The organism is candidate division WOR-3 bacterium (genome assembly GCA_039804025.1).
Taxonomy (GTDB): domain Bacteria; phylum Hydrothermota; class Hydrothermia; order Hydrothermales; family JAJRUZ01; genus JBCNVI01.
Map to the genome: position 1 here is coordinate 18,278 of JBDRZP010000017.1, position 22,844 is coordinate 41,121.

19 protein-coding genes and 1 tRNA gene are annotated in these 22,844 nt (G+C 32.1%); all 20 read right to left on the reverse strand.

The window, feature by feature from the left end; genetic code table 11:
- Position 1: 1 nt before the first annotated feature.
- The 20 genes from recG to ABIN73_07220 all read right to left on the reverse strand — a co-directional run bounded on the left by recG (position 2) and on the right by ABIN73_07220 (position 22,520).
- Positions 2–2,077 carry an ATP-dependent DNA helicase RecG gene (gene recG / locus ABIN73_07125; protein MEO0269495.1) on the reverse strand — a complete coding sequence of 692 codons (2,076 nt, stop codon included), beginning with the start codon at positions 2,075–2,077 and terminating at the stop codon, positions 2–4.
- On the reverse strand, positions 2,074–4,545 hold the full coding sequence (leuS, locus tag ABIN73_07130) for a leucine--tRNA ligase (protein MEO0269496.1): 2,472 nt from the start codon (positions 4,543–4,545) through the stop codon (positions 2,074–2,076). Before leuS ends, recG begins: the two co-directional genes overlap by 4 nt.
- A 2-nt stretch (positions 4,546–4,547) precedes the next feature.
- Complete coding sequence (rpoC, locus tag ABIN73_07135; protein MEO0269497.1) at positions 4,548–8,585, reverse strand: DNA-directed RNA polymerase subunit beta'; 4,038 nt, start codon at positions 8,583–8,585, stop codon at positions 4,548–4,550.
- Positions 8,586–8,605: 20 nt separating this feature from the next.
- On the reverse strand, positions 8,606–12,343 hold the full coding sequence (gene rpoB, locus ABIN73_07140; GenBank protein ID MEO0269498.1) for a DNA-directed RNA polymerase subunit beta: 3,738 nt from the start codon (positions 12,341–12,343) through the stop codon (positions 8,606–8,608).
- Positions 12,344–12,418: 75 nt separating this feature from the next.
- Complete coding sequence (gene rplL / locus ABIN73_07145) at positions 12,419–12,811, reverse strand: 50S ribosomal protein L7/L12 (protein MEO0269499.1); 393 nt, start codon at positions 12,809–12,811, stop codon at positions 12,419–12,421.
- A 20-nt stretch (positions 12,812–12,831) separates the two neighbouring features.
- Entirely contained in the window at positions 12,832–13,359 is a 528-nt protein-coding gene (gene rplJ / locus ABIN73_07150) for a 50S ribosomal protein L10 (GenBank protein MEO0269500.1), read from the reverse strand.
- On the reverse strand, positions 13,359–14,075 hold the full coding sequence (gene rplA / locus ABIN73_07155; protein MEO0269501.1) for a 50S ribosomal protein L1: 717 nt from the start codon (positions 14,073–14,075) through the stop codon (positions 13,359–13,361). The genes rplJ and rplA overlap by 1 nt, the downstream gene beginning before the upstream one ends.
- Positions 14,076–14,086: 11 nt before the next feature.
- Positions 14,087–14,524: a 50S ribosomal protein L11 gene (rplK, locus tag ABIN73_07160; protein ID MEO0269502.1), complete on the reverse strand. Its 438-nt coding sequence runs from the start codon at positions 14,522–14,524 to the stop codon at positions 14,087–14,089.
- A 3-nt stretch (positions 14,525–14,527) separates the two neighbouring features.
- Positions 14,528–15,091: a transcription termination/antitermination NusG family protein gene (locus ABIN73_07165; GenBank protein ID MEO0269503.1), complete on the reverse strand. Its 564-nt coding sequence runs from the start codon at positions 15,089–15,091 to the stop codon at positions 14,528–14,530.
- Entirely contained in the window at positions 15,088–15,279 is a 192-nt protein-coding gene (gene secE / locus ABIN73_07170; protein ID MEO0269504.1) for a preprotein translocase subunit SecE, read from the reverse strand. Before secE ends, ABIN73_07165 begins: the two co-directional genes overlap by 4 nt.
- Before the next feature lie 5 nt (positions 15,280–15,284).
- Positions 15,285–15,440, reverse strand: coding sequence for a 50S ribosomal protein L33 (gene rpmG / locus ABIN73_07175; GenBank protein MEO0269505.1), 156 nt, complete (start codon positions 15,438–15,440; stop codon positions 15,285–15,287).
- A gap of 28 nt (positions 15,441–15,468) precedes the next feature.
- Positions 15,469–15,542: transfer RNA gene (locus tag ABIN73_07180), tRNA-Trp, on the reverse strand.
- Positions 15,543–15,873: 331 nt separating this feature from the next.
- Complete coding sequence (locus tag ABIN73_07185) at positions 15,874–16,389, reverse strand: hypothetical protein (GenBank protein ID MEO0269506.1); 516 nt, start codon at positions 16,387–16,389, stop codon at positions 15,874–15,876.
- A gap of 70 nt (positions 16,390–16,459) precedes the next feature.
- Positions 16,460–16,588, reverse strand: a complete 129-nt coding sequence (locus ABIN73_07190) for a hypothetical protein (GenBank protein ID MEO0269507.1) — start codon at positions 16,586–16,588, stop codon at positions 16,460–16,462.
- 200 nt (positions 16,589–16,788) lie between these two features.
- Entirely contained in the window at positions 16,789–16,992 is a 204-nt protein-coding gene (locus ABIN73_07195) for a GxxExxY protein (GenBank protein MEO0269508.1), read from the reverse strand.
- Positions 16,993–17,009: 17 nt separating this feature from the next.
- Complete coding sequence (locus ABIN73_07200) at positions 17,010–17,723, reverse strand: MvaI/BcnI family restriction endonuclease (protein MEO0269509.1); 714 nt, start codon at positions 17,721–17,723, stop codon at positions 17,010–17,012.
- Complete coding sequence (locus tag ABIN73_07205; GenBank protein ID MEO0269510.1) at positions 17,720–18,628, reverse strand: DNA methyltransferase; 909 nt, start codon at positions 18,626–18,628, stop codon at positions 17,720–17,722. Before ABIN73_07205 ends, ABIN73_07200 begins: the two co-directional genes overlap by 4 nt.
- 229 nt (positions 18,629–18,857) lie before the next feature.
- Positions 18,858–19,043: a hypothetical protein gene (locus tag ABIN73_07210; protein ID MEO0269511.1), complete on the reverse strand. Its 186-nt coding sequence runs from the start codon at positions 19,041–19,043 to the stop codon at positions 18,858–18,860.
- 699 nt (positions 19,044–19,742) lie between these two features.
- Positions 19,743–21,884 carry a hypothetical protein gene (locus tag ABIN73_07215; protein ID MEO0269512.1) on the reverse strand — a complete coding sequence of 714 codons (2,142 nt, stop codon included), beginning with the start codon at positions 21,882–21,884 and terminating at the stop codon, positions 19,743–19,745.
- Positions 21,885–22,151: 267 nt separating this feature from the next.
- On the reverse strand, positions 22,152–22,520 hold the full coding sequence (locus tag ABIN73_07220) for a hypothetical protein (protein ID MEO0269513.1): 369 nt from the start codon (positions 22,518–22,520) through the stop codon (positions 22,152–22,154).
- Between the last annotated feature and the right edge of the window lie 324 nt (positions 22,521–22,844).

Consider the following 22,844-nt stretch of genomic DNA (forward strand, 5'->3'; position numbering starts at 1 on the left):
TTTAAGCTATTTCAGTAAGCCACAATCTTTCATCAAGAGATAAATTTTCTTTTAAAATAACATTTTCTCCTTTTTCTAAAAAAGGATCAACAGTTAATAAATTTTTCACAGTTTCTCTTACTCTTATTAAAAGCTCCTTATCCTCAACCAAATCACCAAATTTAAAGGAAAAGAAACCAGATTGAGCATATCCAAGTATATTTCCAGGACCCCTTAATTTTAGGTCAAGTTCTGAAAGTTTAAATCCATCCTGAACATTTCTAAAAGCTGAAATTCTCTTTAAGGTCTCAGGTGGCATATCTTTAGAACAGAAAATAAAACAATAACCCTTTTCTAATTTTCTTGCAACTCTTCCTCTTAACTGATGCAGGGTAGAAAGTCCAAGCCTTTCAGCTCCTTCAATTACCATATATTTAACATCTGGAACATCTATTCCAACTTCAAGAACTGTGGTAGAAACAAGCACTTTTATATCTCCTCTTTTAAATTTTAACATTATCTCATCCTTTTCTTCCTTTCTCATTCTTCCATGAATATAACTTATTGAAATATCTTTAGCCCATTTATTTTTTAATTCCTCATATAACTCAATACAGGATTTTGTATTAAGTTTCTCTGATTCTTCTATTAAGGGAGCAATAATATATGCTTTTGCCTTTTCATTATTTAATGCTTCAAAAAATCTCCTGTAAAATTCATCTCTATTTTCTATGTAAATAACCCTTGTTTCAACAGTTCCTCTTCCTGGTGGCATCTCTTTTAAAGTTAAAACATCAAGGTCACCGTAATAAGTTAGAGCAAGAGTACGGGGTATTGGAGTTGCTGTCATAACAAGAAAATGAGGGCTTTCTCCCTTTGAAAGTAACCTTGCTCTCTGAGAAACTCCAAACTTATGTTGCTCATCAATTATAACAAGTCCAAGATTTTTAAATTCAAGTTTTTCTTCAAGGAGGGCATGGGTGCCGATTAAAATCTGTGTTATACCATTTCTAACCCTTTCATATATTTCCTTTTTCTCTTTTAAGGTTCTACTTCCTGTTAGAATATCACAAGAAACATTCAATTCTTTTAAAAAATTTAAAATAGTTTCGTAATGTTGAAAAGCAAGAATTTCTGTTGGAGCCATAAAAGCAACCTGGTATCCATTTTCTATTGCTCTCAGGGCAGAATAAATAGCAATAACTGTTTTACCTGAACCCACATCCCCCTGAAGAAGTTTACGCATTGAGTAAGGTTTTGATAAATCAATCTCAATTTCCTTTATTGCCTTTTTCTGGGATTCCGTTAATTCAAAAGGTAAATTATCAAGAAATTTTTTTGTTAAAGTAGAAGGTAAAATAAAAGGCGGTGCCTTTGTTTTTCTTCTCTTATATATAAAAAGTTTTAAAAAGAAGTAAAAAAACTCTTCAAATTTTAAAGTATAAATGCTTTTTTCAATTAATTCATAAGATGAAGGAAAATGAAGATTTTTAATTGATTCTCTTTTACTTAAAAGCCCAAATCTTTTTCGTATATCTTCTGGAATTGTCTCAGGAATTAAATTTAAAAATTGTTTAAGAGCCTCATGAATTATTTTTCTTAAAGTTTGCGGTTTGATTTCTTTACCAATGCTACTATAAATGGGAACTATTTTACCTGCATGAATCAAATCATGATTTTCTCTATCAAGTATTTCAAATTCAGGATGAAAAATTTGATAAATGGAACCAAATCTTTTCACTTTACCAGAAACAATAATCTCCTTATCAAGAGGGAAATAATCCTTCATATAGGGTGCATTTACAAAAACAAGTTCCATAAATCCTGTTTCGTCTCTTATTATAACTATAAATAACTTTTTATCCTTTGTCTTTCTTTCACCCCTTGTAAAGATTTTTCCCATAACTACAACTTCTTCATCTTCTTTTAGATCTTTTATTTTTTTGATTACCCTTCTATCAATATATTTTCTTGGTTTAAAATATAAGAGATCTTTTACAGTTTTTATGCCTGCTTTTAAAAAAACTTTCTTTCTTTTTGTTCCTACACCTTTAATTTTATCTACTGGAATTTCAAGATTTTTAATTCCACTTTTCACTCAATAACAAAACTTATAATTTTACCCTTTACATAATGAACTTTCTTTATTTTTTTGTTATCAATATACTTTTTAACATTTGGAGAATTCTTGGCAATTTCAATAACCTCCTTTTCATCTAAATGGAGTTCTATTTCAATCTGACCCCTTACCTTTCCGTTAATTTGAACTGGTATAACAATTTTTTCTTCTTTTAAAAACTCAGTATATATTTTAGGCCAACTTTTTTTCATAAGAGTACCTTTTTCTCTATAAGACCATAATTCTTCGCAAAGATGGGGTGCAAAGGGATAAAGAAGCTTGATGAGTACGTATAAAGAATGAGCAAAAGAAGGAGAATTTTTATTTTCAAAATTATATAAAAAATTAACAAAATCCATTAAAGATGCAAGAGCTGTATTGAATTTAAAGTTTTCAATATCTTCAGTCACTTTCTTTATAACACTGTAGCATTTATAAAGTAATTTTTTTTCTTTAATATCATAATTTGAAGGCGGATTCTCTTCTGCTTTTATAAATACCTCTTTATTTTCATCTATAATCCTTTTCACTCTTAAAAGGAATCTTTCTGCTCCTTTAACTCCTTCTTCAGTCCATTCAAAATCTTGCTCTGGAGGACCGGCAAAAAGAGTATAGACTCTTGCGACATCTGCACCTTTATTTTTAACAAAATCCCTTATTAATACTGCATTACCCGCTCTTTTACTCATCATTTCAAGGTGACCATCCTTTGTTCTCTTTAAAACCATTCCTTGTGTAAATAGTCTTACAAATGGTTCCGGTGTATTAACAAGACCTTCATCATAAAGAACCTTATGAATAAATCTTGAATAAATAAGGTGTCCTGTAGCATGCTCTACTCCACCTACATAAAAATCAACAGGCATCCATTTTTTTACAAGTTCCTTATCAAAAATTTTTTCATCGTTAGAGGGGTCAATATATCTTAAAAAATACCAGGAGGAATCCACAAAGGTATCCATTGTATCAGGGTCTCTTTTTGCCTTTCCCTTACACTGCGGACAAATTGTATTTATGAATTCTTCTGAAGATTCAAGTGGACTTACTCCTTTTGGAATATAATCCACAACTTCAGGAAGCAAAACCGGCAAATCCTTTTCAGGAACAGGAATAATGCCGCATTTCTCACAATGTATAATGGGTATCGGAGCACCCCAGTATCTCTGTCTGGAAATTAGCCAATCTCTTATTTTAAAGGAAACTTCATATCCTCCCAGATTTCTCTCTTTTAAATATTCATTTAATCTTTTGATACCTTCTTCTGAAGTTAAAGAAGAGAACTCACCCGAATTAACCATAATACCGTATTCTTCCATTGCTGAATCCATATCATCTACATTGCGAGGATAACCATCTTTCTGCACAACAATTTTAATTTTAAGTCCGTAAGTTTTTGCAAACTCAAAATCCCTCTGGTCATGAGCTGGAACACCCATAACAATTCCTGTTCCGTAATGGGTCAGAACATAATCTGCTGTATAAATTGGAAGTTCTTCCTTTGTTAAGGGATGAATAGCATAAAGTCCTGTAAATATACCCTCTTTTGTTTTTTGTTCCTTTGTTCTTTCTATATCTGACTTTAAAATTGATTTTTCTCTATACTTTATAAGTTCATCTTTATTAGGTGAAATTTCTATAATCTGTTCCATTAATTCATGTTCAGGAGCAATTGCAAGAAAAGTGACACCAAATATTGTGTCAATTCTTGTTGTAAAAACAGGTAAATCAATATTTTTATCCTTTAATTTAAAGATAATTTTTGTTCCTTCACTTTTTCCGATCCAGTTCCTTTGCATTTCAATAACCTGTTTTGGCCATTTTCCTTCAAGATATTTAAGATCTTCAAGAAGTCTATCTGCGTATTCTGTTATTTTAAAAAACCATTGTAAAAGATTTCTTTTAGTAACAAAAGTTCCACATCTTTCACATTTTTTATCAACAACCTGCTCATTAGCTAAAACCGTCTGACATGATGGGCAAAAATTAACATAAGCTTTTTTTCTATAGGCTAACCCCTTTTTATAAAGTAAAAGAAAAAGCCATTGAGTCCATTTATAATAATCTGGTTTACAGGTAAAAATTTCCCTTGACCAGTCATAGGATATTCCCATTTTCTTAATGTCCTCTCTTGAATCTTCAATATTTTTAAAAGTCCATTCCCTTGGATGTATACCCCTTTTAATTGCAGCATTTTCAGCAGGTAACCCAAAAGCATCCCATCCAAAGGGATGAAGAACATCTTTCCCCTTCATTCTGAAATATCTTGCAAGAACATCTGTTATTGTATAATTTCTTGCATGACCCATATGGAGATCCCCGGAAGGATAAGGGAACATACCAAGAACATAAATTTTATCCTTTGGAGTCTTTGGAGCTGAAAATAAATTATTTTCTTCCCAGAACTTTTGCCATTTTTTTTCTATTTCATAAAAATTGAATTTCTCCATAATTATGCCGCAAGATACTGTTCTTCCTCTTCAATTTTAGGCAAAACTTTAATCTGCTGAAATTCTCTTAAACCTGTGCCACAAGGAACAAGTGAACCTACAATCACATTCTCTTTTAAACCTTTTAATTCATCTCTTTTTCCATAAAGAGCAGCTTGAGCAAGAACTCTTGTCGTTTCCTGGAAAGATGCAGCAGAAATGAAACTATCTGTGGAGAGAGCTGCTTTTGATATTCCAAGGAGAACAGGAGAATAGACAGCTGGCCTTCCCCCCCTTTCCCTTGTTCTTTTATTTTCTTCCTCTAATTGTTCTATATTAACAAATTGTCCTCTAACAAAATGTGTATCTCCGGGATCCTCTACTTTAACATTCCTCATCATCTGTCTTACAATTATACCTATGTGTTTATCATGGATTCTAACACCTGAGAGTCTATAAATCTCCTGTATCTGGTCCAAAAGGAATTCCTGAACTTCAATTCTACCTTTAATTCTCAGAATATCATGGGGGTCAATAGGTCCGAGAGTTAGTGGTTCACCTGCGTTAATTTTTTCTCCATCATCAACAAGAAGATACTTGCTATATGGAATTTTATATGACATCTCAAGTCCTGATTCAGAAATTATTTTAACTTCTCTATAACCTTTTTCTGGCTTTCCAACTCTCACAACACCACTAATTTCAGCGAGAATTGCTTTATCTTTTGGAACTTTAGCTTCAAAAAGATCATTTACTCTGGGAAGTCCACCTGTAATATCTCTTGTTTTTCCTGCTTCTCTTGGTAATTTAGCTACTATATCCCCAGCTTTTACTTCTTGACCTTCTCTAACAGTTAACCTTGCTTCTTTTGGAAGAGCAATCTCTTCAAGCACCTTTTTATCTCTTAATATTTCTATTCTGGGATGTAATTTTTTGGATCTATCTTCAATAACTGTTATTTCAACTTTACCTTCTTCAGCAGTTTCAGTGTATGTAACACCTTCCTCAAGGTCTACAAATTTAACCATCCCAGATTTTGTGGCAAGAATAGGTATTGTATAGGGTTCCCATTCACACAAAATATCACCCTTTTCAACCTCAGATTTATCTTTTACTTTTAATTCAGCTCCTTGAGGAACAGCAAAGTATCTTTTAACTTCAGGATTATCTTTGTGGGTTATAACAATCATCCCCTTTTTAGAAACAGAAACTATTTTACCTTCGCTATTTTCTGAAATATTTAAGTTAATAAAGAGAGCTTTTCCTGGGAAAGGTGCTTCATGTGTTGATTTTTCAAGAACTCTTGTTGCAGCTCCACCTATATGGAAGGTTCTCAGTGTAAGCTGAGTACCAGGTTCTCCTATACTCTGTGCAGCAAGAACACCCACAGGTTCACCTATTTCTACAACTCTTCCTGTGCCAAGATGCTTACCGTAACATTTTACACAAATTCCACCCTTTGATTCACATGTCAAAACATGACGAACTTTTACTTTTTCTATTCCAAGATCCTCTATTTCTTTAGCTTTTTCCTCTGTAATCAATTCACCTACTTTTACAATAATTTCACCTGTGAATGGGTTTCTAACATTTTCTGCTGAAAAATGTCCTTCTATTCTTTCTGAGAGAGTTTCAATAATCGTTTCACCTTCCTTTAGAGCACTTACTTCTCTTCCCTGAATAGTGCCACAATCTTCTTCAACTATAACCACTGACTGAGCTACATCAACAAGTCTTCTTGTAAGATAACCTGCATCAGCAGTTTTAAGAGCCGTATCGGCAAGACCTTTTCTTGCACCGTGTGTAGAAATGAAATATTCAAGAACAGTCATTCCCTCTTTCAAATTTGATTTAATGGGTGTTTCTATAAATTCTCCTGTTAAACCAATTATCCTTTTAGGTCTTGCCATAAGACCCCTCATTGCTGCAAGCTGTTTTACCTGGTCCAATGATCCTCTTGCACCAGAATTCATCATCATATATATGGAATTAAACCCGTCTCTATCATTTTTCATAAGTTCAACCATTTTTTCAGTTAATATTTCAGTTACCTCTGTCCATAAATCAAGAATAGCATTGTATCTTTCTCCTGCTGATATTCTACCCTTTAAAAAGTTATTTTCTATTTTTTCAAGCTGTCTTTCGGTTTCTTTAAGAATTTTCTTCTTATCAGGAGGAACAATCATTTCATCAATACCAAAAGTGATTCCTGCTTTTGTAGCCCAGTAAAATCCAAGGTCCTTCAGTTTATCCAGAACTTCCTCACAAATAAGGGAACCCTTTCCAATATAAATTTCTTTTATTAATTCCTGTAATTTCTTTTTTGTCATCTCCTCATTAATGTATTCAAAACCTTCTGGAAGAGCTCTGTTAAATATTATTCTGCCAACTGTTGTCTTTTTATTTTTTAAAGGAACTTCATCAACATCAATTTCTGCGTGAAGGTCCAATTTTCCAAGTTCATAAGCAAGAATTGCCTCATTAAAGGTGCCAAATCTCATTCCTTCTCCTTTTGCTCCTTTTCTTATTTTAGTGATATAATGCAATCCTATTACTATGTCCTGAGTTGGAGACATTAAAGGAGAACCATGAGCAGGTGAAAGAATATTATGTCTTGGTAGCATAAGAAAATGTGATTCAAGTCTTGCTTCTGGTGATATAGGAACATGAACAGCCATCTGGTCACCATCAAAGTCAGCATTAAATGGAACACACACAAGAGGATGCAATTGTATAGCCTTCCCTTCTATTAATTTAGGATAAAAAGCCTCTATTGAGACTCTATGGAGAGTGGGAGCCCTATTTAATAAAACTGGATGGTCTTTAACAATATCTTCCAGAATCTCCCATACTTCCACAGGTCTTTCTCTAACAAGTTTTCTAGCACTTCTTAATGACTCAGCAATTCCTTTCTTTTCCAATCTTCTCTCTACAAAAGGTCTGAAAAGTTCAAGAGCCATTTCTTTGGGAATTCCGACTTCATTCAATTTCAAATCAGGACCTACAACAATTACTGATCTACCTGAATAATCAACTCTCTTACCTAATAGATTCCTTCTAAATCTACCCTTTTTACCTCTTAACATATCGGAAAGAGATTTATAGGGTTTGCCCTGCTTACCCATCACCGGTCTTGACCTTCTTGAATTATCAAGTAATGCATCAACAGCTTCCTGTAACAATCTTTTCTCATTCCTTAGAATTATTTCAGGAGCACCCATTTTTGTTATATTTTTTATCCTGTTGTTTCTATTTATAACTCTTCTATAAAGGTCATTTAAATCACTTGTTGCATATCTTCCGCCTTCAAGAGGGAAAAGGGGTCTCAAATCAGGTGGTATTACAGGTAATACCTCAAGAATCATCCACTCTGGTTTATTTCCTGAATTTATAAAAGCATCTACAATCTGCAATCTTTTTAAAACTTTTCCTCTCATCTGTGTAGCTTTTTCAGTTCTCAATTTAACCCTGAGCTCTGCAGAAAGTTCTTCAAGGTCAAGTTCTTTAAGAAGTTTCTTTATTGCAGGAGCACCCATCTCGGCTATGAAACCATCCTTATACTCTGAAATTAATTCTTCATACTCTTTATCAGTTAAAATTTGTTTTTTCTGCAAAGGAGTATCACCTGGATCAATAACAATATACTTATCATAATAAAGAATACTTTCAAGATCGTTTGAAGTTATATCAAGTAAAAGAGCAATTGTAGAAGGAGGAATTTTATAAAACCATATATGAGCAACTGGAACCGCAAGTTCAATATGACCCATCCTTTCTCTTCTTACAGAGGAAGAGGTAACTTCTACCCCGCATTTATCACAAACAGTTCCTGCAAATCTTTTTCCTTTAAATGCTCCACAGGCACATTCATAGTCTTTTACAGGACCAAAAATTACTTCACAAAAGAGTCCACCTTTTTCAGGTCTTTGAGTCCTATAATTTATCGTCTCTGCTGTTTTTACTTCACCATAAGACCAGCTTCTTATTGCCTCTGGTGATGCAAGCTTAATCCTTATTGCTTTCAAAACTTCAGGTTGTAACCCTGCTACTAATTGTTTCATTCCTTTAACCTCCTTTTTTACTAAATTTTTTCTTTTTCAATTTCTACATCTAAACATAGCCCTCTTAATTCATTCAACAATACATCAAAAGAAACAGGTAAAGAGGGCTCAGGTGCTTCTTCTCCTCTTATAACTGCTTGATACAATCTATTTCTCCCTTTAACATCATCAGACTTAACTGTTAAAATTTCTTGAAGTGTATAAGCTGCTCCATATGCTTCAAGTGCCCAAACTTCCATTTCTCCAAATCTCTGACCCCCAAATCTTGCTTTTCCACCTAAGGGTTGTTGTGTTATCATTGAGTAAGGTCCTACAGCTCTTGCGTGAATCTTATCTTCAACCATATGAACAAGCTTCATCATGTAAATGTAACCAACAGTAACTTCTTGATCAAGAAATTCACCAGTTCTCCCATCTCTGATTTTTACTCTTCCATTTGCTGGCAAACCAGCTTCCTTTAATTCTTTTTCTATTTCTTCAATAGTCATACCTTCAAAAACCGGAGTGGCATAATACACTCCCTTTTTCTTCGCTGCCCAACCAAGTATTGTTTCAAGAACTTGCCCAACATTCATTCTTGAAGGAACACCAAGCGGGTTTAACACAATATCAATAGGCGACCCATCATCAAGGAATGGCATATCTTCAACAGGAGCAATCTTAGCAACAACTCCTTTATTTCCGTGTCTTCCTGCAAGTTTATCACCTACTTTCAATTCTCTTTTTTGGGCAACATAGATTTTAATCAGCATATTAACACCATGAGGAAGTTCATCACCAATTTCAACAAGTTGCTTTCTTGATTCATATGTTTTTTGTATTTCTTCAAGTTTTTCATTTGCTTTCCTTGTAAGTTCTATAACTTCTTTCTCTTCCTTTTTACTCCCTAAAAATCCTTCTTCAAAAACTACATCGAGGTATTTAGTTCCTCTGAAGAAATCTTCATTAAATGTGCTACCCTTTCTTAAAAGAATTTTACCTCTTTTATTTCTAAGTGAAATTTCTGTTCTCTTACCAAGCAAAATTTTAGAGAGCCTGTCTCTAAGTGAATATATTACCTTTTCCCTTTTTCTCAAAAATTCCTCTTCCAGCTTTTGCCTTCTTTCTCTTATTATCTTTTTAGCAAGAGGATGATCAAAATTTCTTGTTAAAATTACTACATCAACCACAACACCCTGAACTCCAGGCGGTACTCTTAAAGATGAATCTTTAACCTCTCTTGCCTTATGTTCAAAAATTGCTTGAATTAATTTATCTTCAGGGGAATATTCCTTTTCACCCTTTGGTGAAACTTTTCCTACAACAATATCATCTGGTCCGACTTCTGCTCCAATTCTAATAATTCCATATTCATCAAGATTCTTTAAAGCTTCCTCACTTATATTTGGAATATCCCTTGTTATTTCTTCTGGTCCCAATTTTGTCTCTCTAACAGCTGTTTCAAGCTCCTTTATATGTATTGAGGTGAATACATCTTCTTTAACAAGCCTTTCAGAAACCACAATGGCATCCTCAAAATTATAACCATACCAGGGAATAAAAGCGACAAGTAAGTTTCTTCCAAGAGATAACTCTCCCATATCTGTAGCTGCGTTATCTGCAAGTAAATCTCCTTTTTTAACTCTATCTCCAGGCTTAACCCTTACTCTATGATGTAAAATTGTTTCCTGATTTGTTTTTTTAAAGTTTGTCAAATAATATATGTCAAGGTCCTCTTCCTCAAAGGGATCTGTTTTTGAAGGCTTATCCGGTTTTATAACAATTTTTTTAGCATCAGCCTCAAGAACAATACCATCCCTTTTTGCAAGAAGTACCATTCCCGTATCATATGCTATCTTTCTTTCCATACCTGTTCCTACTAATGGGGCTTCGGGTTCAATAAGTGGAACAGCCTGTCTTTGCATGTTTGAACCCATAAGAGCTCTATTAGCATCGTCATGTTCCAGGAAGGGAATTAGAGAAGCCGAAGGAGAAACAAGCTGTCTTGGCGAAACATCAATAAAATCTACTTCTTCTTTTCTAACAGTAGGATAACCTCCTCCAAATCTTACAGGAACAAAATCCTGAACAATTTCACCTTTCTCGTTAATTTCTATATCCGCAGGTGCTATTTTATAATTCTTTTCTTCAACAGGTGTCATAAATACAACTTCGTCTGTTACTTTACCCTTTACAACTTTTCTTAAAGGGGTTTTTATGAAACCGTATTCATCAACTTCAGCATAGGTTGTTAAAGAAGTAATAAGACCTATATTCTGACCTTCAGGAGTTTCAATTGGACAGAGTCTTCCATAATGGCTTGGATGAACATCTCTAACCTCAAAACCTGCTGTTTCCCTTGTTAAACCTCCTGGACCTAAAGCTGAAAGTCTTCTTTTGTGAGTTAACTCAGCCAGAGGGTTTGTCTGGTCAAGAAACTGGGATAATCTATTAACTGTAAAAAAGGACTTTAAAAGATTTGCAATAATCTTGGGATTAATGAGCTGTCTTGGTGTCATAATCTGATCTCTCTCTGAAAGCATTTTTTCCTTTATGTTCCTCTGAAGTTTCATAAAGGCCATCCTTAGATGATTTGTAAGAAGCTCACCAACCCTTCTTACTCTTCTATTTTCAAGGTGATCTATATCATCAGGCTTTTCATTTCCATTATATAAATCAAGAAGTTTTTTGAAAAGAGCTATTAAATCCTCTTTGGTTAATTCGTGAACATTCTCATTAATGTTCAGTCCAAGTCTTGCATTGAGTTTATATCTTCCAACAGCTCCAAGTTCCATTCTAACTTTTGAAAAGAATGTCTCATTAAAAAATTCTTCTGCTTCTTCTAAGCTTGGTGGCGCAATATATTTTAGCAACCTGTATATAGCAACAAGAGCATCATATCTTGTTTTAGCTCTATCATGTCTTATTGTGGTCACGATAACATCAAGACCGGGTGTTCCAACATTATAAACCTTTACATTTTGAATACCCAATGCCTCAATGCCTGCTATAACTTTCTCTGTAACTAAATCCAAGGTATCATAAAGGAGTTCACCCTGTGGGCCTGCTATTTCCTCAGCAAGTATATAAAGTTCCGGTTCAATTGATTTTATAGGTTTCAATTCAGGTTCGCCAAAGAATAATTTTAAAATATCAGAACTCTTCTCATACCCCATTGCTCTTATAATCCTTGTAACTGGAAATCTTCTTCTTTTAAGAATAGTAACCCCAAATACTTTCTGAGAATCTATTGAGAATTCAATCCATGGGCCTCTATAGGGAACAAAAAGAGCAATATATTTATATTTTCCCTCTTCCTGATCTATATCAAAATAAACTCCTGGGGATCTGTGCAATTGGTTAACTATAACTCTTTCAATACCGTTTACAATAAAAGTTCCTCTTTGGGTCATTAGAGGCAAATCAAGAAAGAAAACTTCTTCTTCCCTTACTTTTTTTGTTTTAGCGGTTTCTATATCAAGTTCTCTTAAACGAAATTTAACATAAATAGGTGCACTGTATGTTAAAGTTTTTTCAATACACTCTTCAGGAGTAAACCTTGGCTTTTCTACCCTGTATCCTACATATTCAAGAACAAATTTTTTACCTGGATCTTCAACCGGGAAAAATTCCCTTAAAAGACTTTCTAAACCCACATCTTTTCTTTTTTCTGGTTCTACATCTTCCTGAAGAAACTCTTTAAAAGAACTTATTTGAATTTTTAATAGGTCCGGTATGGGTAAAATTTCTTTTTTTGTTCCAATTCTTTCTCTTAACATTTTAAAATTTATAAAAGGTTTTTTGCCGGTATTGGACCGGCTTTTTTATATTTTTTATATCAAGAAAAAATCTTTTTATTTTAACTCCACTTTAGCACCAAGGGCTTCAAGTTTTTTCTTTATTTCTTCAGCCTCTTCCTTTGATACACCTTCTTTGATAGGTTTTGGAACAGAATCAATCAATTCTTTAGCCTCTTTAAGTCCTAAGCCTGTTATTGCTCTTACTTCCCTTAAAACCTTTATTTTTTCAGCTCCAGCATCTTGGAGAATCACAGTATATTCAGTTTTTTCTTCCTTTACTTCAGCAGAAACTGCACCAGGAACAGCACCAGGAGCTGCTGCAAAAACAGGAGCCTGTGCAGACACTCCAAATTTTTCTTCAAGTTTCTTGATTAACTCCGCAAGTTCCAGTACTGTTAAGTTTTCTATTCCACCTATTATCTCTTCCAAGGTTAATTTTTGTGCCATTTTTTACCTTTAAAAATTAATCAGGGATTAGAACCCTCTTTTTTGTTTTTAATTTCAACTAAAACATATAAAAGATTTCTTAAAAGTCCATTTAAAACAAATAAAAATCCATAAAGAGGACCCCCTATTCTTGAAATTAAATTTTGTATTAATACATTCTTGGGAGGTAATTTTGCAAGTATGTTTACATCCTCCTCGGATATTATTCTACCTTCTATATAACCGCCTTTAATTTTTCCTTTTTCCTTTTCTTTTGAATATTCATAAAAAACCTTCAAAGGAGAAACGGGATCATCATAAGCTAAAAGTAGAGCAGAAACACCAGTAAGAAACTTTTCAAGACCTTCTATTTTCAAGTTATTTAGCGCTATTTTAAATAGAGTATTTTTACCAACTTTTAAAAGTCCTTTTTCCTCTCTTATTTTTTTCCTTAATTCGTTGAGTTCAGCCACATTAAAACCTGTAAAATCAACCACATACATAGCCTTAACATTTTCCAAAATTTTTGTATAATTCTCAACAGCTTTAATTTTTTGTGCCGAGGGCATTATGTTTTCCTCCTTCTTGCTTCTTCAATTGCGTAATTTAAATCTATTTTTAAACCAGGACCCATGGTTGTTGAAAGGGTAATTTTCTCAATATAATTCCCCTTTACACCAGACGGTCTTGCATTTAAAACTTCATTCAAAAAAGCATAAAAATTTTCAATTAACTCTGATTCAGAGAAAGTTACTTTACCAATTGGAGCATGAATATTACCTGTTTTATCAACTTTAAATTCTATTCTTCCCTTTTTAAGTTCTTTTACAACTCTTCCAATATCCTTTGTAACAGTCCCTGTCTTAGGTGAGGGCATTAAGCCCCTTGGACCCAAAATTTTACCCAGTTTTGAAACCTCTTTCATGGCTTCAGGTGTTGTAACAACAACATCAAAATCAAGCCACCCTTGATTTATTTTGTCAATATATTCTTTAAATCCAACATAATCAGCTCCTGCATCAAGAGCTTCTTTTTCTCCCTCACCAGGAGTTAAAACTAAAACTTTAACCTTTTTACCAGTTCCATAAGGCAAAAGACATGTTCCTCTAACCATCTGGTCAGCTTTTCTTGGATCAACATTTAATTTGATGGCACATTCAACTGTTTCAGGAAATTTAGCTGTCGCAAGTTCTTTTAAAAGAGGTATAGCCTCTTCAGGTTTATAATATTTATTTCTATCTACTTTTTCAAGTAAAGCCAAAAATCTTTTACTATGTTTTGGCATTTTTACCTCCTTTAAGATTCTATAACTTCAATTCCCATACTTTTTGCTGTTCCTTCAATAATCCTCATAGCTGCTTCCAAGGTAGTTGCATTTAAATCATTCATCTTCATTTTAGCAATTTCCTCAATATCCTTTTTTGTGACCCTACCTACTTTAACCTTATTGGGCTCACCAGAACCCTTTACTATTTGAGCTTTCTTTTTTAACAACACAGAAGCTGGAGGTGTTTTTAAAACAAAATCAAAAGATCTATCCTTATAAACAGTAATAAGAACAGGAATAATAAGACCAGCTTCCATCTTTTTTGTAGCTTCATTAAACCTTTTACAGAATTCCATTATATTAACCCCGTGCTGTCCAAGGGCAGGACCTATGGGAGGAGCAGGGTTAGCCTGCCCCGCAGGTATTTGTAATTTTATCTGGGTAATAATTTCTTTTTTTCCTTTCATTTTTTACCTCACTCTTTCAACCATATCAAAATCAAGGTCAGAGACCATTGTTGCTCTTCCAAAAATTGTTACAACTACATTTAATTTTCCTTTATCAGGGAATACTTTATCAACAATACCAGTGAAATTTTCAAAAGGTCCGGCAAGAATTCTAACTTTATCTCCTGGTAAAAAAGGACTTTCTGCCTTTCTTCTTTCCTGCTCCTCTTTTATTGTTAAAAGAAGTTTTTCAACTTCCTCTCTTTTAAGAATTGGAATATCTTTTGTAGGGTCTCTCGCCAGTAATGGCCTTAAACCCGCATAATTTTGAAGCATTGTAATAACTTCCCTTGCATCCTTTTTTATTTCAACAAGCACATATCCAGCAAAAAGGGGCTTCTGGTGCGGTACTCTTCTTCCGTCCTTTAAAATTCTAATTTTTGTCTCTGTAGGAACAAGAACCTGTTTTATTTTATCTTTCAAATTCTTTTCTTCAATAAAATTCTCAAGGATTTTTTTTACTTTGTTCTCTCTTCCTGACAGTGTCCAGAAAACTATCCACTGAGTTTCTTCTTTTAAATCTTTCATTTTAGTATTAAACCAATTAATCTTGAAAAAATAAAGTCAAGCAAAAAAATAAAGATAGATACAATAATCGAAAATATAATTACACCTATAGTAGCACTCATAACGAGCTTTCTTTCAGGCCATGCCATTCTATCCATTTCCACCTTTACCTCACGCAAAAAATTTATAAATTTTAAAACTGGATTCATATTTATTACTTAATTTTAGTTTCCTTATGCACTGTATGCTTTTTACACCATTTACAGTATTTCTTTGTTTCCATTTTTACCATCTTTTTATCCTTTGATTTTGTAATTCTATAATTCCTTCTTTTACAAACCGAACAGGCTAAAAAAAACAATTCCCTCATTAAGAGGTAATTCTCCTTTTATTAAAGACAGGCCCGGAGGGATTTGAACCCCCAACCATCGGATTTGGAATCCGACGCTCTACCTTGTTGAGCTACGGGCCTATTTTGGGGTGTTTAATTATACAATATTAAATTCAATTTGTCAAGTTAGTGTAGAATACCATAACAATATTGAATTTTTCTAGCTCAATAAGATCTTTAGGAGTGCCTCCTACAAAATGTTCTTGTATAGTCCTCTTTAGACCTTTAAACTTTAAAAAGCATCCTTTGTTACCTTCTCGACTATTTTTCAAAAAATTTGATAATCCCAAGCCTCTTTAAAGCAATTTCCCTCAATTTTTCCTCTCTATCATTATTTTTTAAACTTTTTCTCGTTCTCATATTTTAATCTTAAAGTATTTTTAATTTATTTTTCAAATTATCTAATATCTCTTTAAAATTTTTCACCCTTTTCAATGAATTTTAAATTATCATTTTCTTTTTCTAAACCTGCTTCTTCAAAAATTTTATTTAAAACTCTTTTAACAATTTTATCAGGCATAATAGTATCAACTCCTCCCATCATCCTTAAATATTCAAATGTTATAAGACCAACACCTTTTATCTTTTCTATTAGATCACTTTTTAAGTTTTCAGGTTTTGCATTTTTTGCCCATAATCTTAAAGCATCTTTATCAGAAATTCCTTTTTCTTTTTTTAATTCACATAAATATTTGGAAATTTCTTTTATAACATGCCATGCCCTTTTATTTTTCCATATATAAAATGCTTTTTTATAATCAAATTTTGATAAATCGCAAACATCCTTAATTATTCCTTTACCAACAAAATCTTCTTTAAATTTTAAAACTTTTGGAACAACTGCTGTAAAATAATTAAATCCTATTGATGTGAATGTTGCATCTATTATCATTAAAGGAACACCCCCTATTTTTCTGTTTTTAAACATTTATTACAATAGTATTTTAGACCTTCTACTCTGGAAATGTAAAAATTTAAAATCTTTTTAACTTTTGTTTTTATTTTTTCTTTTTATCAACAGGAACTTCTATTTCAATCAAATCAATTATATTCCCGTATTCTCGTTTAAATTTTTCAATGTCAAGAGCCACTTGTATTTTCTCGGCTTCTCTAAATCCTTCATGCAATTTACTTTTTGTTGCTTTATTTACTCTTCAGTTCAATATCATCCCACCTTTTATTTTCCGGAAGATAAATTCAGGAAAACCCCGTTTTTTAGATTTTATCGCCTCGTAATAATTTAATAATTGATGGAGATACTCACCTGTGATATCTTCACCTGTTTTAAGTTCAACGATAATTCCATTTTCCTCATTTTTATCAAATGCTATGAATCAATTTTTCCACCTTTTAAAATTTGATCCTCATACTTTATGTTTACCTGAAGTTGCTTAAGATATTTTAACCCCTTTTTTCTGAATTCATAGGCAAGAGCAGTTTCATATTCCGTATCTTTAATAAATCCAAATGGACCAACTTTTTTATAAACCTTTTCAGCCAATTCCCCTATTTTTCTCTTTAATTCTTCCATTTTTGCTTCCTTGTTATTTATAAAATTTTTACTCTATTTTGATAACATAAGTCTAACTTATCGGGAAGTATTCTAAATCCGGTTCCATGGTCATGAGTTCTGCCGTCACAATATTGCCCAATTCTTATGTCAATTAAAATAATCCCTTCTTTTATAAGTTTTTTAAAACTTTTGAAGCTAAATTCGCTTAATAAATATCCTTCATTAAACCCAAATTCTTCATTTTTACCTTCACCTCTTGTTTCCGCTTTAATAAGTAATAAATTTTTTATTTTTCTTTCAAAAGCATCTTTTAATCTTTCTTCTTCCCAATACGCAATTACACCGTCCTTAAAATGAACTAAATTTATTTTATCTTTTTCAACGTCAATTTTGAATCCTAAATTCCCTTTAATTGTATTAAAATTCAATCCATTGACTGTTGTATGAAGTATTTTTCTATCTCCTCTTAGTGATGTATATCCATATTTTTCAAGTAAAATTGAATTTATTTTAGGTGGAGAAGGAGCAAGAGTAAACAAAGTTATCATACTTTTTGCATCTTTTCTAAATGTTTTTAATTCTATCCACCCCAAAGCATTTGGACCTGGAACATTATTTTCATTTATTCCTAATAAATCTTCAAGAGTTTTTCCAATGCCAGTTTCTCCAACTCTATGAGTTTTTATAAATCCCATCTCTTTTATTTCAACTAATCTCTTTTTTAAATCCTCAAAAGAATTTAAACTCATTTAGGTCTCCAAAAGTCAAGTAAATATTCAAAAGTAGTACTTAAAGTTATATAATTACTTGGATAACCATAAATTCCAACCAGATTGACAAGATTTCTTTTATCCCAAATTATAATATTTCTTAATTCATAGCCAACTTTTTCCATTTCCTCAATAACATAACAATGAGTAGCATATCTTTTATTATTTTCCCAAAGATCATTTAAATTTATTATACAATGCCTTTTAGGTCTTAAAATTGGCAAAATTCCTTTAAAAATTTCTGCAAGTGCTTTTGCAAACTCTTTTGGTGGCATAGTTCCAAGATCTCTCGGATTAAAGGAATATTGCTGAATTTTTTTGTAATATTTATTTTTTCTCAAATCACATCTTAGACTTTTATTTTTTCTTTCTCTTAAAAGTAAGGTTGCATATGGAGGTGAAGTTACGATTAGAGAAACTGTATTTTCTTTTAAATATTTAGGAATGTTTAAAGCATCATCACAAATTGCAATCTGCTTTGTTTTATTTTCAAAAATTTCAGGTACTTCTTCTAATCTTTTTTTTGCAAATTCTATATACTTAGGATTTAAATCAAAACCAACTGCATTTCTTCCAGTATCTTTCGCAGCAATTAAAGTAGTCCCAATTCCAACAAATGGATCCAAAACCAATTCTCCTTTATGAGTCAAAAGCTCTATACATTTCTTAGGCAATGCTATAGGGAAAACCGCTGGATGTATATCTTTATCTCTAATATCCCTTTTCTCATAATAGAATTCCCATATGGCAACTTGTCCTTTAACCCACTCTTTTGGGGATATGCAACTTAAATAAGAATCTGGACAATCGCAAGTTTTTTTATAAGAAATTTCAATATAATTTTTAGCTTCATAGTGGAGAGCTGGTTCGTTAACTTTTTTCATTTTCATGCTTTTGTTCTATAATATTTAACTTTTATTTTAAATTATTATAAAACATTCTAAAATATTTTGTCAAACTTGTTCTTTAATTAACAAGTTAAAAGAAATGCACACAGCCATTTTATTTTTCTCAATATACTTATTGAAAATATTTACTGCCTTTTTTGTCTTTCTAATTATAACTTTTATATTTTTTAAGTTCTTCATAATCCATTTCTCTGCTATTATTATTCTATATCCTTTTTTTAATTTCATCCTTAAGTTCCTTAATTTCTTCTTCTATTTTCTTTATTTTCTCTTGAAATTTTTCATTTTCAAATTTTTCTATCATCCTTTCTTTTTCCAAATTTTCTTTAAATTTTTCTGTTGTCTCTTTTGTAAATTTTTTAATTTTTTCTATTTCGTAATGTAAATACACAGCATAAATTAAAGTAAGACCGAGACCTATTAGTGCGATCCACAGATAAGTTTTATATTCTTAAATTATAGAATCTAACCCGACAAGGTGTTTAAGAGTCTCTATACGATAATCCTCTTGTGTTATTCCCAGCAAAATAAATTTATTACACCAAAAATTTAAAAAAAGAATTACTACAGGCATAAAAACCTCCTTTTTAAAATGTATATAATAATTTTTCAATTATTTTAAAGTCAATTATATGTATAATACCATAACATTTTAGACTGATAAGGATTATTAATATATGTTTTTAAAAAATAATCAAGGGGAGAAAAATTATTTAAAGATTTATGGGGTTTAAATTGAATTTTTCTGGCTCAATAAGATCTTTAGAAGTGCCTCCTACAAAATGTTCTTGTATAGTCCTCTTTAAATCTTTCAACATAAGCATTTTCTCATAAAATCTTTTGCATTTTCACCTTATAAAGATTTGTAAGCATAAGCAAAACCAAACTTTGTCTTTAATCCTTCTTAACTCCAAAAGCATCCTTTGTTGCCTTTTTGCCTATTTTTCAAAAAATTTGATAATCCCCATCACTTTTTCCTCTCTATCATTATTTTTTAACTTTTTCTCTTTCTTATTTTAAATACCAATTTTATGTAAAATACTCTTTTTTTGTTTTTTTTTCCTTATTTTATTTTAATTTATTTTTCAGTTTACCTTGTGATTATAACTTTAAAAGGTTTATTCTCTTTATATTTTAAAAAGTAAATGCCAGGGCAAATTCCATCAACGGATAATGAAATTTTTGAATTTAACTTATTCACCATATAAGTTCTAACTTTCTCACCAAGAACATTATAGAGTTCAAATTGACTTATTTTATCTTTAATCAAAGGACTTAATTCAATCTTTATTTCATTTTTAACAATATTACTTAATAACCTAAATCCTTCTTTTGAAAAATCTTTCTCCTTTATTCCTACTCCATAAAATTCATAAATCTGTAAACCAGCACCCAAATCAGTAACATAGGCATAATTGCCTGAAACATATACACCATAAGCATATTCAGGTAGAAGATAATATCCTACTTCAGATGGTAAAGAGGGATTTGAAACATCTATTATCCTTAAACCAGCCCCGAAATCAGCAACATATGCGTAATTTCCTGAAACATATACACTATAAGAAGAGCCAGGTGTATCATAATACCCTGCTTCATATGGTGATGAAGGAATTGAAACATCTATTATCCTTAAACCAGCATTATAATCAGCAACATATGCGTAATTTCCTGAAACATATACACCGTAAGACTTGCCAGGTGTATCATAATACCCTACTTCTGATGGTGATGAAGGAACTGAAATATCTATTATCCTTAAACCAGAATCACCATCAGCCACATATGCATAATTGCCTGAAACATATACACCATAAGCCCAGCCAGGTGTATCATAATATCCTACTTCAGATGGTAAAGAGGGATTTGAAACATCTATTATTCTTAGACCAGCCCCACCATCAGCAACATATGCATAATTGCCTGAAACATATACACCCTCTGCATAGCCAGGTGTATCATAATACCCTACTTGAGATGGTGAAGAAGGAATTGAAACATCTATTATCCTTAGACCAGCAGTAAAATCAGCAACATATGCGTAATTCCCTGAAACATAAACACCCTCTGCATAGCCGGGTGTATCATAATATCCTGCTTCATATGGTAATGAAGGATTTGAAACATCTATTATCCTTAAACCAGCCATCCAATTAGCAACATATGCATAATTTCCTGAAACATATACACCATGAGAATAGCTAGGTGTATTATAATATCCTGCTTGTGATGGTGATGAAGGAATTGAAACATCTATTATCCTTAAACCAGCCCAGCCATCAGCAACATACGCATAATTCCCTGAAACATATACACCGTAAGATTCACCAGGTGTATCATAATATCCTACTTCAGATGGTGATGAAGGATCCGAAACATCTATTATCCTTAAACCAGCATAAAGATCAGCAACATATGCATAATTCCCTGAAACATATACACCATAAGAATAGCCGGGTGTATCATAATATCCTACTTCATATGGTGATGAAGGATCCGAAACATCTATTATCCTTAAACCAGCATAAAGATCAGCAACATATGCGTAATTCCCTGAAACATATACACCCTTGGCATAGCCAGGTGTATCATAATATCCTACTTGAGATGGTGACGAAGGATCCGAAACATCTATTATCCTTAAACCAGCAGTATGATCAGCAACATATGCATAATTTCCTGAAACATATACACCGTAAGAGTTACCAGGTGTATCATAATATCCTACTTCATATGGAGATAAAGGATTTGAAATATCTATTATCCTTAAACCAGCCCACCTATCAGCAACATATGCATAATTCCCTGAAACATATACACCGTAAGAATAGCCAGGTGTAAAATAATGACCCAGTTTGTTTGGATTTGATGCATCTGTTACATCCCATATCTCAAGCCCTCCTTTTTCTGCTGCAATATATAATCTTTGATTTGCTGGTTCATAAAAAAGTCCATAAACAACTCCCCTTGTGTGAAATTCTGAGACCTTTACCGGATTTGAAGGATCTGAAACATTAAGAATATAAACACCCCCACCAGAGCCTAAAAACACTAAATTTCTTGAAGGATCAAAAATAGTTGCAGAAGAAGCACCAAATGGCCAGTTTCCTATGAAGCGGACATTCATTGAATCAAAACCTGCCTTTACCTCAATTTCAGAAGGAGGAAACATTTCCAAGGGCTTGTAATTAACCCCCGCATTCATCAGATTTATAAGTATAAATACCCACATATTTATACCTCCCTACTTAACAATCCAATTTTATTTCAAAGTTTATAAAAAAGTCAAATAAGTTTAGAATAAAATTAACACTATTCCCAATTAACGAAGTTTAAATGATAACATAAACAAAAGTAAAAACTCCAATTATCACTTCTTTAATTATTTGAAAATTAAAAAATTTCTATATACTCTTCTTTTATAAATTTTTTATATCAATTTTCGTATTCTTCAGGTCTTACTAAATTTTAAAAAATAAAATCTTTAGATTTTTTCTTTTTATTTCAAATGTCTTATAATCTCCAATACTTCTTTATGCCTTTCCTCTGCATTCTTTTCCATAACCCTTAAAGTCTCATCCATCTTATAAAGCATCTCACTTATCTTTTCTAACATCTCTGATTGCCTATTTAGAATTTCTGTATGTCTATTCAGTGTTTCTGATTGCTTATTTAACATCTCTGTCATCTTATTTAGCATTTCAGTTTGCTTATTTAATATTTCAGTATGTTTATTCAAAATTTCATTCTGTTTATTTAGCATTTCATTCTGTTTGCTTATCATCTCTTTCATCCATCTGCCATTACTCCATGCAAAATAAGTTAAAACTCCTGCAAGCAATGTAAGACCTATTCCAAATATTTCCATAGCATAAAATTATAAAGCAAAAATGTATTAAATACCAACTTTATGTAGAATACCATAACATTTAGTTCAATAAAAATTTAAAATAAAATTACTCTACCAATTCTAAAATATTTATTTTTTACAAACCCAACCATTTAAAAATGAAAAATCTTTTGTCTTCTCTTTATTATTTCTTTTGATTTAGGAATAAGGACTCTATTTACCCTGCAATGCCTTGAATTTCTTTTTCCATAAATATACCGTAGCCCTTGCCACTCCAAAAGCATCCTTTGTTGCCTTTTGCCTATTTTTCAAAAAATTTGATAATCTCAAGCATCTTTAAAG

Bases quoted from the DNA above. Each gene is read 5' to 3' on its own strand.
- ABIN73_07220 (MEO0269513.1), bottom strand. From the start codon at position 22,520: ATGGAAATATTTGGAATAGGTCTTACATTGCTTGCAGGAGTTTTAACT.
- secE (MEO0269504.1), bottom strand. From the start codon at position 15,279: ATGAATCCAGTTTTAAAATTTATAAATTTTTTGCGTGAGGTAAAGGTG.
- ABIN73_07200 (MEO0269509.1), bottom strand. From the start codon at position 17,723: ATGAGTTTAAATTCTTTTGAGGATTTAAAAAAGAGATTAGTTGAAATA.
- ABIN73_07165 (MEO0269503.1), bottom strand. From the start codon at position 15,091: ATGAAAGATTTAAAAGAAGAAACTCAGTGGATAGTTTTCTGGACACTG.
- ABIN73_07195 (MEO0269508.1), bottom strand. From the start codon at position 16,992: ATGGAAGAATTAAAGAGAAAAATAGGGGAATTGGCTGAAAAGGTTTAT.
- ABIN73_07215 (MEO0269512.1), bottom strand. From the start codon at position 21,884: ATGTGGGTATTTATACTTATAAATCTGATGAATGCGGGGGTTAATTAC.
- rpmG (MEO0269505.1), bottom strand. From the start codon at position 15,440: ATGAGGGAATTGTTTTTTTTAGCCTGTTCGGTTTGTAAAAGAAGGAAT.
- rplK (MEO0269502.1), bottom strand. From the start codon at position 14,524: ATGAAAGGAAAAAAAGAAATTATTACCCAGATAAAATTACAAATACCT.
- rpoC (MEO0269497.1), bottom strand. From the start codon at position 8,585: ATGAAACAATTAGTAGCAGGGTTACAACCTGAAGTTTTGAAAGCAATA.
- ABIN73_07205 (MEO0269510.1), bottom strand. From the start codon at position 18,628: ATGAAAAAAGTTAACGAACCAGCTCTCCACTATGAAGCTAAAAATTAT.
- rpoB (MEO0269498.1), bottom strand. From the start codon at position 12,343: ATGTTAAGAGAAAGAATTGGAACAAAAAAAGAAATTTTACCCATACCG.
- rplJ (MEO0269500.1), bottom strand. From the start codon at position 13,359: ATGCCCTCGGCACAAAAAATTAAAGCTGTTGAGAATTATACAAAAATT.
- rplL (MEO0269499.1), bottom strand. From the start codon at position 12,811: ATGGCACAAAAATTAACCTTGGAAGAGATAATAGGTGGAATAGAAAAC.
- ABIN73_07185 (MEO0269506.1), bottom strand. From the start codon at position 16,389: ATGTTTAAAAACAGAAAAATAGGGGGTGTTCCTTTAATGATAATAGAT.
- rplA (MEO0269501.1), bottom strand. From the start codon at position 14,075: ATGCCAAAACATAGTAAAAGATTTTTGGCTTTACTTGAAAAAGTAGAT.
- leuS (MEO0269496.1), bottom strand. From the start codon at position 4,545: ATGGAGAAATTCAATTTTTATGAAATAGAAAAAAAATGGCAAAAGTTC.